The organism is Streptomyces sp. MK37H, from assembly GCF_018035285.1.
GTDB lineage: Bacteria > Actinomycetota > Actinomycetes > Streptomycetales > Streptomycetaceae > Streptomyces > Streptomyces endocoffeicus.
Genome location: NZ_JAAAYH010000304.1, coordinates 1 through 11173, shown reverse-complemented (window position 1 = coordinate 11173; position 11173 = coordinate 1). Strand labels below are relative to the sequence as shown.

Genomic DNA, 11173 nt, shown 5'->3' with positions numbered 1-11173 from the left:
CCGGATCGTCAGGGGCTGACCGGCGATCGCGAGAGGAATGACCGGCGTGGTTTCGGGGGCGCGGGGGCGGTGGCCGCGGGATGCGGAGAGTCCCGATTAGAGGCCCGAGCGCTCACACCCGGTCCGGTCCGGGGCGCGTAGATGTCCCGTCGCGTCGAACCGATGCCTGATCATGAGCGCAATTGTGGAATCCGTCCTGGTGAGCTGTCAATGGGGAGTGCCGGGTGTGGGCACGGAAGACGCGTGCTCACCCGGCGGCGCGCTCAGGGGCTGAGACGGCCGCCAGGGCGGTACGGGCGCGCTGGACCAGGGCCCGGCCGGCCGGGCCGCTCGGGCCGTCCGCCCGCCAGGCGAAGGCCAGCCGCCCCCGCAGGGCCGGCCGGTCGATGCGGACCGACCGCAGCCGGTCCGACCGCGCCTCGGCGAACGCACCGGGAAGGATCGCCGCGCCCAGCCCCCGCTCGGCGAGCTGCGCCAGCACCTCCGGATCGCTGGCCTCGAAGGCGATGTGCGGGGTGAAACCGGCGGCCGCGCACGCCTCGTCGATCCGGGTGCGCAGCCCCGTGCCGCGCGGCAGGCTGATCAGCGCACGGCCCCGCAGGGTGTCGAGCGAGATGGCCGAGTGCACGGCGAGCTCATGGTCGGGGCTGACCGCGGCCACGATCGGCTGATCCGTGATCACCTCCAGCTCGACCCCGGCCGGGGCCGAGGCGCCCACGCTGACGATCGCCGCGTCGAGCCGTCCCGTGCGCAGACCTTCCAGCAGCTCGTCCGACGTGGCCTCGGTGAGGGTGATCTCCACCGCCGGGTGGGCGTCGTGGAACTCCGCCAGCAGCCCCGGCAGATCCACGCTGTGCGAGGTGACCGTCCCCACCGCGACATGCCCGCGCAGCAGTCCGGTCAGCTCGTCCACCGCGAGCCGGGCGCCCTCCACCGCCGCGAGCGCGGCCCGCGCGTACGGGAGCACCGCCGCACCCGCCTCGGTCAGCCGCACCGAGCGGCCCGAGCGGTCCAGCAGCTGCTCGCCCAGCTCGCGCTCCAGCCGGCGGATCTGTGCGCTGACCCCCGGCTGGGCCACATGCACCTTCTCCGCGGCCCGGGTGAAGTTCCGCTCCTCGGCCACCGCCACGAAGTACTCAAGCTGCCGCAGCTCCATAAGCAATGATTCTAGCAACCAGACCAACCATCTCTTGGACTTCTGGCCGTGCCCGCCGGAGGGTGGAGGCGGACGAAAGGAGTCGACCATGACCGAGACCCGTGCCCGCGCCGCCACCCCCGAGGATCTGGCCCGGCTGTTCGTGGAGCGTGCCTACGCCGGGGACGCCGAGGGGCTGGCCGAGCTCTACGAGCCCGACGCGGTGCTCGCCTACCCGCCGGGTGCCACGACCGTCGGCCGCGAGGCGATCCGCGCCGTCTGCGAGCGGATGCTGGCGCACGCCCCGCGCCCGTTCCGGGTGGAGGAGGCGCTGCCGACCGTCCGCTACGGCGATCTGGCCCTCACCTCGACCCGCCCCGCCGACAACACCGGCGGCCGGGTGCAGGTGGCCCGCCGCCAGCCGGACGGCACCTGGCTGCGCATCATCGACCGCCCCGAGATCCGCTCCGAGGACCGCTCCGAGATCCGTCCCGAGATCCGTCCCGAGGCCGGAGCCGAGTGATGCGTGTGCTCATCGCCGGGGGCGGGATCGGCGGGCTGGCCACCGCCCTGAGCCTCCACGCGGCCGGGGTCGAGACGGTGGTCGTCGAGAGCGCCCGCGAGATCCAGCCACTCGGCGTCGGGATCAACCTGCTGCCGCACGCCGTGCGGGAGCTCATCGAACTCGGCCTCGGCGACGAGCTCGCCGCCATCGGCGTGGCCACCGCCGAGAACGTGTACTGCGACCGGTTCGGTACGCGGATCTTCACCGAGCCGCGTGGCCTGGCCCAGGGCTACCGCTGGCCGCAGTACTCGGTCCACCGCGGGGAGCTCCAGCGGCTGCTCCTCGCGGCGGTCCGCGAGCGCCTGGGTGCGGACGCGGTCCGCACCGGGGCGCGGGTGGTGGGACTCGACGACTCAGGGCAGCGGGACAGTGTGTGCGTACGCGTCCTCGACCGGGCGACGGGGACGGTCGAGGAGACGGCCGCGCGAGCGCTGATCGGCGCCGACGGGCTGCACTCCGCGGTCCGCGCCGCGCTGCACCCGCAGGACGGTCCCCTGCTCTGGTCGGGCATCCGGATGTGGCGGGGCACGACACCGGCCGAGCCGTTTCTGACCGGGCGCTCGATGGTGATCGTGCACGACGGGGACGCCGAACTGGTCGCGTATCCGATCGGCGGCGGCCGGGTCAATTGGGTCTGCCAGGTGCGGATGTCCGAGCCCGGGCCGCTCACCGGGGACGCGGCCTGGAACCGGGCGGGGCGGCTCGCCGATGTGCTGCCGTACTTCGAGGACTGGCGGCTGGGCTGGCTCGATGTGCCTGGTCTGCTGACCGGCGGCGACGAGATCCTCGAATACCCGATGGTCGACCGTGAGCCGCTGCCGTGGTGGGGGAGTGGCCGGGTGACCCTGCTCGGCGACGCCGCACATCCGATGTATCCGGTGGGGGCCAACGGCGCGTCCCAGGCCGTCGTGGACGCCCGCGTCCTCGCCCGCGAACTCGCGCGGGCGGACGATGTGCCCACCGCGCTGGCCCGCTACGAGACCGAGCGCCGCGAGGCGACGGCGGCCGTCGTACGGGCGAACCGGGCCATGAACCGGGCCGGCGCCCGGACCCCCGAGGAGCTCGCCCGCGTCACCGACACCTACCGGGACATCACGGGAGGCGATGTGCGCACGCTCAACGCCCGCCCCTCCCTGAGCCGCCGGTGAGCCGTCCGACCGGCGGGGCAGTACGGCACCGGAGCCGGGCGGGGCCGTATTCCACGCCGCCGACCCGGCCCGGCCGTTGAGCCGGGCGCCAGCGTTGGCGCCCGTCTGATACCGCGCTTAGCGTGGACAGCAGGCAGCGGTCTTCACGAGACGGTCCGACGCGATCGATGTGCCGGACCACTCCTGGTGCGGGAGGTCGGGAATGGACTCCGTCTCCTTCCTTCTGGTGGCCGTCATCCTCACGGCACTGGCCTTCGACTTCACCAACGGCTTCCACGACACGGCCAATTCGATGGCCACGTCCATCGCCACGGGGGCGTTGTCGCCCCGGCTCGCCGTCCTCGTCGCCGCGGTGCTCAATCTGGCCGGGGCCTTCCTCTCCACGGAAGTGGCCAAGACGATCTCCAACGGCATCGTCAACGACGCCAAGGTCTCCCCGGTCATGATTTTCGCGGGGCTGATCGGGGCGATCCTGTGGAACATGATCACCTGGCTCGCCGGGCTGCCGTCGAGCTCCTCGCACGCCCTGTTCGGCGGACTGATCGGCGCGGTATGGGTGGGCGCCGGGGAATCCGCGGTGCGCTTCACCGCGATCGTCGAGAAGATCGTGATTCCGGCGGTCGCGTCACCGGTGGTGGCCTGTGTGGTGGCCATGCTGGCGACCTACCTCGCGTATGTGATCACCCACCGGGCGGCCACCCCCGTGGCGCGGAAGGGTTTCCGCGCGGGCCAGGTGGGATCCGCGTCCCTGGTGGCACTCGCCCACGGCACCAACGACGCGCAGAAGACGATGGGGGTCATCACCCTCACCCTCATCGCCGGTGGTGCGCTCGCCCACGGCTCCGGGCCACCGTGGTGGGTGGTGCTCAGCGCCGGTCTGGCGATCTCACTCGGCACCTATGTCGGCGGGTGGCGGATCATCCGGACCATGGGCAAGGGGCTGACCGACATCCAGCCCCCTCAGGGTTTCGCCGCCGAGACCAGCGCCACCGCGGTGATCCTGGCCTCCTCGCACCTGGGCTTCCCGCTGTCCACCACCCAGGTGTGCACGGGCGGCATCCTGGGCGCCGGGCTCGGCCGCAGGCTGGCCCATGTGCGCTGGGGGATCGCCGGACGGATCGCGGTGTCCTGGCTGCTGACCCTGCCCGCGGCGGCGGCCGTGGGAGGCGTCGCGGCCTGGGTGGCGGGCCAGGGCGACGCGGGGGTGGCCCTGGTGGCGTGCGTCGCCGTCGCGGCGGCGGTGGGCTTCTACGTGCTCTCGCGCCGGCGCCCGGTGAACCCGGACAACGTCAACGAGCCGCGCGTCCCCGAGCCCGCCGAGCACACCCTGGACACGACCGTCTGACCCGGCCACGACCCTCGTCGAGGAGCTGATCCGTATGGGCACCACCTGGGGCACGATCGGCGGGGTCTTCGGGGTCAGCCTCGGGGTCACCGTCCTGGTGGTCGTGATGTTCTCGCTCGGCGTCGCCGCCTGGGCCCGCGCCGGTGGCGGCACACCGCGCCACGGGGCACGCCGCGGTCGTCTCGACACCGTGGCGGCGGCCGCGGCGGTGGTGTGTTTCGCCGCGTGTCTGGCGATCGCCGCCTATGGAATCGACCTGATCGTTCCCGGCTGAGCGCGCTTGCGACAATGGAACGTCATCGAGCGCCGCCCGCACCGCGGTGCTCTAATCCACGCGGGAGAACACGCACGGTGTCAGATACGACCGATACCCCCTCCGCCGGCCCGGCCGCCGCGGACCGCCCCGCCCTGCGGGCCGACTGCGCCAGCTGCTTCGGGCTGTGCTGTGCCGCCCTGCCCTTCGCGGCCTCCACGGACTTCGCGATCAGCAAGGACGCGGGGGAGCCCTGCCGCAACCTCCGGGCCGACTTCCGCTGCGGTATCCACTCCCGGCTGCGCGAGGAGGGCTTCCCGGGCTGCACGGTCTACGACTGCTTCGGCGCCGGGCAGAAGGTCTCCCAGCTCACCTACGAGGGCCGGGACTGGCGGCGGCACCCCGGGACGGCCTCCGAGATGTTCGCCGTCTTCCCCGTCATGCGCCATCTGCACGAGCTGCTCTGGTACCTCACCGAGGCGCTGGCCCTGCCGGCCGCCCGGCCCGTCCACGGCGCCCTGCGCGAGGCGCTGCGGGAGACCGAGCGCCTCACCCTCGGCAGCGCCTCCGAGCTGAGGGAGCTCGATGTGGCGGCCCAACGCGACCGGGTCAATCAGCTGCTGCTGCGGACGAGCGAGCTGGTACGGGCCCGGATCCCGGGCAAGAAGAAGAACCGCAGGGGAGCCGACCTCATCGGCGCCGACCTGAGGGGAGCCGATCTGCGGGGCGCCAACCTCCGCGGCGCCTGTCTCATCGCGGCGAACCTCACCCGGGCCGATCTGACGGCGGCCGATCTGATCGGAGCCGACTTCCGCGACGCCGACCTGAGCGCGGCCGACCTGCGGGGAGCCGTCTTCCTCACCCAGGCCCAGCTGAACGCGGCCAAGGGCGACGCCGCCACCCGGCTGCCCCCGCCCCTCACCCGCCCCGCGCACTGGTGACCCCGCCGCGCCGGCGCGCGGTATGCGACCCTGGCTGCCATGTCCGACACCGTCGACGCGCCCGTGATCCGCAGCGATGAGCCCGGATCGTTCGCCCGGAGTGTGCTGGCCGAGCGCCATCCCGCACTGATCGAGAAGGTGCGCGACGCCTTCCCGTACGGCCCCGGGCAGCACCGCGCCCTCGACGCGCTGCGGGACAACGCCGCCGAGGGCACCATCGCCCCGCTCCCGCCCACCGCGTACGACCACGACCGGTGGGCGGTGTGGGGCCGGGAGCACTTCGGCCGGTCCTGGTTCGATGTGCCGTTCCTGTGGGCGGAGAGCTACTTCTACCGTCGGCTCCTGGAGGCCGTGGGCTACTTCGCGGACGGCCCCTGGCGGGGCGTCGACCCGTTCCGCCCCTTCAAACAGGCCGAGCTGGACACCCCCGAGGCCGGGGCCGAACTGGCCACGCTCGACGACATCCTGCGCAAGCCCGCCGGGGAGCAGGCGGACGCGCTGGTGCACGGCTCACTCTGGGGCAACCGCGCGGACCTGGGCTTCCGCATCTCCCAATCGGCCGCGGACGCGCACGGCGCCGACACCCCGCCACTGGTCGCGGACGACTCGGAGGCGCTGTGGTCGCTGCTGCCCGTCGGCGCCCCGGCCACGCTGTGCGTGGTGGCGGACAACGCCGGGCGGGAGCTGCTCCCCGACCTCGTCCTCATCGACCATGTGCTCCACCACGGGCGCGCCGAGCGGGTGGTGCTCCAGGTGAAGCCGTATCCGTACTACGTCTCCGACGCCACCACCGAGGATGTCGTCGACTGTCTGCGCCGTCTGGTGCGGGCGGAGGGCGCCGCGGCCGGGACCGGCGGACGGTTGTGGGCCGCCATGGGCGACGGGCGGCTCACGGTGCGGGCGCACGACTTCTTCCGCGCCCCGCTGCCGTACGAGGAGATGCCCGGCGATCTGCGGAGCGAGTTCGCCGGGGCCACGCTCACCATCATGAAGGGCGATCTGAACTACCGCCGCCTGGTCGGCGACCGGCTGTGGCCCCCGACCACCTCCTTCGCCGACCGCACCGGGTACTTCCCCGGCCCGGTGGCCGCGCTGCGCACCCTGAAGTCGGATGTCATCGTCGGGCTCGACGAGCGGACCGTGGCCGCGCTGGACGCGCACGAGGACCACTGGCGCGCCAGCGGTGCCCATGCGCTGGTCCAGGTACGGCGGTGAGTCGCGCGCTCCCCCCACCGCCGAAGGGTGAGGGGAGCGCGCTGGTTCGGCGACCGTGGCCGCCGGGGTTCGGCCGGAGGTTACCCGCCGATGTTGTTGAGGCAGGTGGCGCCGACGTTGATGTCACCGCTCGGAGCCGCGCCGCCCCAGGACCAGATGGAGCCGGTGGCGGTGTCACAGTCGTTGCTCTGGAAGATGAAGGTGTCGATGTCGAAGCTGGTGGGAGCTCCGGCACTTCTCTCGGAGCCTCCGCCGTAACCGCTTTGACCGCCGCCGTAACCGTTGGCCGCGGCGGTGCCGGTTCCGAGGAGCACCAGGGTGCCGGCGGTCGCGGCCAGCAGGGCCGCCTTCTTCGCGATCTGCATGAATTCCTCCGTCATGAGGCGCAGTACGAAATAACTGACATGAAGATTTAACGAAGGAAAGACCGGAGAAGTCGGGTAAGCGCGCTGGAGGGTGACCCGTCCGGCGCACACTCTTCCTCCGGCCGCCTCGAATGGTGGGGTCGAAAAGGCGCGCTCCCCTCACCGCCGGAGCGGTGAGGGGAGCGCGTTGGTAGGGCGACCGTCGCCGCCGGGTTCCGCTGGAGGTTACTTGCCGATGTTGTTGACGCAGGTGGCGCCGACCTTGATGTCGCCGCTCGGAGCCAACCCGCCCCAGGACCAGATGGGACCGGTGGCGGTGTCACAGTCGTTGCTCTGGAAGATGAAGGTGGTGGCGTCCAAACTGGTGGGAGCGGAGCCGTTACCGTCGGCGGCCGCGGTGCCGGTGCCGAGGAGCACCAGGGTGCCGGCGGTCGCGGCCACCAGGGCGGCCTTCTTCGCGATCTGCATGTATTCCTCCGTGTCGGGTCGCAGAGCAAATAATCTGACGACCCGATTTAACGGAGGAAACCCCGGGAAAATGCGCTCAGCACGCCGGAGAATGGGCCATCCGGCGCACGTAATCGCCCTCCGGTGTCAGTTGAGGCGGGGTGCGGTCCTCAGCATGTCCCCTCCGAGCGGTCCCACAGGGGTTGTCGGTCGCGGATGGCAGTATCGGCCTCGTACGCCGTCCATCCCCAGGAAAGTGAACCCCCGCATGGTGCCGTCCCCCCGTGAACTCGCCGATCTGCCCTTCGCGGACCATCTGCGCCCGTTCGACGGGGGCTTGGCGGAAGGAGGCGACTACGACACGGTTCATCTGGACGGCGACGCTTTCGACGGGGCCGTGTGCGACCACGCCCGGTTCCTCGAGTCCGCGTTCTCCTCGGTGACCTTCACCGGGGGCCGTGGCCGTGGGGCCCGGTTCAATGAGGTGTGGCTGGACGGGGTGCGATGGGTGGGCACCGACCTGGCGGACACCGACTGGCTGGACGGTGAGCTGGGCGGCTGTGTGCTGGCCGGTCTTGAGATGTTCTCCGCGCGGCTGCACCGGGTGACCTTCCACCGGTGCAAGCTGGAATCGGTCAATCTCCGCACCGCCACGCTGCGGAACGTCACCTTCGTGGACTGTCTGCTGCGCGATGTGGACCTCGGTGGCGCGGGGCTGACGGAGGTGGCGTTCCCGGGGGCGGCGCTGGAGGGTGTGCGGTTCGGCAAGGCGCGGATGGCGAAGGTCGATCTGCGAGGTGCCACCCGGCTGGAGATCGCCGACGGTTATGACGCGCTGGGCGGCGCCACCATCGGCAGCGGGCAGTTGATGGAGCTCGCGCCGATGCTCGCCGACGCCTTGGGGATCGCCGTACGGGACGGTGGGGCCGCACGGTGAGGCACGGTGAGCCCCCGCGTCCCACGGCGGCCGAGGTTCACTGAGGGATCAGCCAGGGCTGCTGCGGCAGCGGGCTGCCCGTCTCGATCAGCGACTTCAGATTGGACAGCACCGCGGCCCAGCCACCGGCCGCCGCGGTCCGCTCGGCCTCGTCGGCCAGGTTCTCATGGGTCACGGTCAGCCGGACGATGTCGCCGTGCGGCTGGATGTCGAAGGTGACCCGGGAGGGCTCGGCGGTGGCATCGGCGTCGGGCGCGGCCCAGGTGGTCACCAGCCGGGTGGGCGGTGAGCTCTCCACGACCGTGCCGACGACATCGGCGGTGCCGGAGCCGTCCGTCCGCTGATGCTCCCACGGGGAGCCGACCCGCCAGTCCGACACATTGCTGTGGCCCCAGTACTCGGCCGTGACGTCGGCGTCGGTCAGCGCGTGCCAGACCTTCTCCGGTGTGCTCTCGATATAGGTGACGTACACGAACGCCGGCTTGTCGGCCATCGCTTCCTCCGCTTGTCGCTTCACCATGCTCAGCGCGCGCAGCCGCGGGCGCTCGAACTTGTCGATCCAGCGTTCCTGGATCTCGTTGAGGGGGACGGGGTTGAGGTAGTGGAGTTTTTCGCGGCCCCGCCGCACCGTGCTGACCAGATTGGCGGCCTCGAGGACGGCCAGATGCTGGGTCGCCGACTGGCGGGTCATCTCCAGCCGCCGGCACAGCTCGCCCAGCGTCTGGCCGTTGTGCTCATGCAGCCGGTCCAGCAGATACCGCCGGGTCTGGTCGGCCAGCGCCTTGAAGACCTTGTCCATCTCTGAGCTCACACCGAACGTTATGCAGGTGATTGCCTGCATGTCAATGCGAGCGAAGCGACGGCCCCGGTCCCGGTGATTTCGCGCTATCGCCTGCGGACCGCGCCGCGGATGAACGCCGCCTGCCCGGCGTGCTGCAGATCGTCCGCGACCACGCTGACCAGCCGGACGCCGAGGGTCACCGCCGGGGTCCACCGCTCGTCCACGATCCGGTCGAGATCGGAGTCGCGCAGGCCGCGCACGAACGCCAGGGTGTTCTCGTGGACGGCTTCGTAGTACCCGGTGAGCAGCTCGGCGTCCGCCCGCACCGCCGCCACGTCCTTGCTCCGGTGGCCGTAGCCGGTGGCCTCGGGCGGGAACGGCAGTCCGAACCGCTCGGCCCAGCCCTCGGACGTCCACAGCTGCTCGGTGCCCGCGGCGTCGGCGATGTGGTCGTCCTGGACCCGGGTCAGATGCCACACCAGCCAGGCGATCGAATTGGCCCCGCTGTCGAGCCGTACGGCCAACTCGTCCTCCGAGAGCCCGTCCACGGCCGACCGCACCTCCTCGCGCACCCGCTCGAAGGCGTCGGCCAGCAGATCGGCGCTGTTCATTCGCGGCTCCCTCGCTCGTGGTCAGCTCCCGGCCATGGTCGCACCCCGCGGCCCCGGCCGCGGGGTGCCGACTCGCCGGACGCGGTTCACACGGGCGGGACGAGGGTGAAGTAGCGGTCGAGCACCGCCTGGTCGCCGGTCACCTTGTCGAGCCGGTCCGCGGGGAGCCGCTGCCACAGGAACAGCATCAGGTCCGACGCGGTCCCGGCCAGCTCGACATCGCGGGACGCCCCGTCGGTGTCCTCGTCCGCGGCGCCCGTGGTGAGCCGTACGCCGTCGCCGTCGAAACGGACCGTCCACAGGTCCGGACCGTCGGTCCGGCGGAACCGGAACAGCTCGCCCGCCCCGGGCGGGGCCTCCCGCCACGCCCGCCGGGCCGGGGCCATCACCCCGAAGGTCTGGGCCACGGCGTCCGCGGCGAGGTCGGGCTCCATGGGCTGGGGCCGCCCGCCGACCGCCTGCTCGGCGTCCCAGCGGTGCAGGGCCGCCTCGATGGTCTGCATGCGCAGCCAGAACCCCGCGGTCCGCTCCGCCGACCACGTCCACACCGCCAGCCCCGGATCCTCGCTCCGGAACAGCGCCTCCAGCCGCGCGGCCCCCTCGGCGAACCAGTCGACGAGACTCACCGGCACCGGGCCGTGGTGCGGCCCGCCCGTGGGCGCCGGCCAGCCCTCGCGGTCCTCGGGAAGCTCGAAGAGCGTGGCGTCCGTGATGTCCGGCTGCCGGTCGAGCCGCTCCCGGATGACACGGGCGACCAGGCGATGCACCCCGCCCAGGTGCAGCACCAGATCAGACATCGTCCAGTCGGGGCAGGAGGGGATCAGCGGCGCGTCCGCCCCGTCGGCGGCGCCACGGGCCGCCTGCTCGAACGCCACGATCTCACGGTGGAAATGGGCTGAATAGTCCATGGGCCGCACTCTGCCAGGCGCCGACCGCCGCTGCCATACACCGCCCGGCCACTTGGTACGCCTTCGCTGTCAGCAGACCGAATCGGCCCCCGGCGAAGCAGCACGGCCCGGCGCACCGCCGCTGTTAGGTGGTGGACGGCGTCCCGGACCGGCTCGGAGTGGTCTTCCAGGACTACAGCCGCTCGCTCTTCCCCTGGCTCTCGGTGCGGGAGAACGTCGCCCTTCCGCTGCGGCGACGCGGACTGCCCCGCGCGGAACGCCATGCGGCGGCGGTGGCCATGCCGAGCAGGTGGGCCCGGCCGACGCCGCCCGCCGTCACCCCTGGCAGCTGTCGGGCGGCATGCAGCAGCGCGTCGCGCTCGCCCGCGCCCTGGCCGCCCGGCCCGCACTGCTGCTGATGGACGAGCCGTTCGGCGCGCTGGACGCCCAGACCCGGGAGGACCTGGAGGATCTGCTGCTGCGGTTGCACCGGGCCGAGGGGATGACGATTCTGCTGGTCACCCATGACATCGACGAGAGCGT

At 72.1% G+C, this 11173-nt stretch carries 13 protein-coding genes and 1 pseudogene; 8 read left to right on the top strand and 6 right to left on the bottom strand.

The window, feature by feature from the left end; translation table 11 throughout:
• Positions 1 to 247 precede the first annotated feature (247 nt).
• Positions 248 to 1156, bottom strand: a complete 909-nt coding sequence (locus GWI24_RS31570; protein ID WP_210949412.1) for a LysR family transcriptional regulator — start codon at positions 1154 to 1156, stop codon at positions 248 to 250.
• An 88-nt stretch (positions 1157 to 1244) separates the two neighbouring features.
• Here GWI24_RS31570 and GWI24_RS31565 point away from each other — a divergent pair, with 88 nt between their 5' ends.
• The 6 genes from GWI24_RS31565 (at position 1245) to GWI24_RS31540 (ending at position 6602) form a co-directional block, all read left to right on the top strand.
• Positions 1245 to 1658 carry a nuclear transport factor 2 family protein gene (locus GWI24_RS31565; protein WP_210949410.1) on the top strand — a complete coding sequence of 138 codons (414 nt, stop codon included), beginning with the start codon at positions 1245 to 1247 and terminating at the stop codon, positions 1656 to 1658.
• A complete protein-coding gene (locus GWI24_RS31560; protein WP_210949408.1) occupies positions 1658 to 2848 on the top strand; it encodes a flavin-dependent oxidoreductase in 1191 nt (396 codons plus the stop codon). Before GWI24_RS31565 ends, GWI24_RS31560 begins: the two co-directional genes overlap by 1 nt.
• 202 nt (positions 2849 to 3050) lie before the next feature.
• Entirely contained in the window at positions 3051 to 4193 is a 1143-nt protein-coding gene (locus GWI24_RS31555) for an inorganic phosphate transporter (RefSeq protein WP_210949406.1), read from the top strand.
• Between the two features lie 34 nt (positions 4194 to 4227).
• Entirely contained in the window at positions 4228 to 4467 is a 240-nt protein-coding gene (locus GWI24_RS31550; RefSeq protein WP_210949404.1) for a hypothetical protein, read from the top strand.
• Between the two features lie 77 nt (positions 4468 to 4544).
• Positions 4545 to 5387 (top strand): pentapeptide repeat-containing protein, encoded by an 843-nt coding sequence (locus GWI24_RS31545; RefSeq protein WP_308344151.1) that lies wholly within the window; start codon positions 4545 to 4547, stop codon positions 5385 to 5387.
• A gap of 39 nt (positions 5388 to 5426) precedes the next feature.
• Entirely contained in the window at positions 5427 to 6602 is a 1176-nt protein-coding gene (locus tag GWI24_RS31540) for a damage-control phosphatase ARMT1 family protein (RefSeq protein ID WP_210949400.1), read from the top strand.
• Between the two features lie 80 nt (positions 6603 to 6682).
• On the opposite strand, the gene GWI24_RS31535 is transcribed toward GWI24_RS31540, so the two are convergent.
• Both GWI24_RS31535 and GWI24_RS31530 read right to left on the bottom strand, forming a co-directional pair.
• A complete protein-coding gene (locus GWI24_RS31535) occupies positions 6683 to 6982 on the bottom strand; it encodes a hypothetical protein (protein ID WP_247617132.1) in 300 nt (99 codons plus the stop codon).
• Positions 6983 to 7192: 210 nt separating this feature from the next.
• Complete coding sequence (locus tag GWI24_RS31530) at positions 7193 to 7435, bottom strand: hypothetical protein (protein ID WP_210949398.1); 243 nt, start codon at positions 7433 to 7435, stop codon at positions 7193 to 7195.
• Between the two features lie 247 nt (positions 7436 to 7682).
• Here GWI24_RS31530 and GWI24_RS31525 point away from each other — a divergent pair, with 247 nt between their 5' ends.
• Positions 7683 to 8351 (top strand): pentapeptide repeat-containing protein, encoded by a 669-nt coding sequence (locus GWI24_RS31525; RefSeq protein ID WP_210949396.1) that lies wholly within the window; start codon positions 7683 to 7685, stop codon positions 8349 to 8351.
• Between the two features lie 37 nt (positions 8352 to 8388).
• Here the strand turns inward: GWI24_RS31525 and GWI24_RS31520 are convergent, their stop codons facing one another.
• The 3 genes from GWI24_RS31520 to GWI24_RS31510 all read right to left on the bottom strand — a co-directional run bounded on the left by GWI24_RS31520 (position 8389) and on the right by GWI24_RS31510 (position 10651).
• Positions 8389 to 9150, bottom strand: a complete 762-nt coding sequence (locus GWI24_RS31520; RefSeq protein WP_210949415.1) for a metalloregulator ArsR/SmtB family transcription factor — start codon at positions 9148 to 9150, stop codon at positions 8389 to 8391.
• Between the two features lie 86 nt (positions 9151 to 9236).
• Positions 9237 to 9743 (bottom strand): DinB family protein, encoded by a 507-nt coding sequence (locus tag GWI24_RS31515; protein WP_210949394.1) that lies wholly within the window; start codon positions 9741 to 9743, stop codon positions 9237 to 9239.
• Between the two features lie 86 nt (positions 9744 to 9829).
• Complete coding sequence (locus GWI24_RS31510) at positions 9830 to 10651, bottom strand: maleylpyruvate isomerase family mycothiol-dependent enzyme (protein WP_210949393.1); 822 nt, start codon at positions 10649 to 10651, stop codon at positions 9830 to 9832.
• A gap of 131 nt (positions 10652 to 10782) precedes the next feature.
• Here GWI24_RS31510 and GWI24_RS46400 point away from each other — a divergent pair.
• Positions 10783 to 11173, top strand: a pseudogene (locus GWI24_RS46400) (ATP-binding cassette domain-containing protein); the annotation flags it as partial.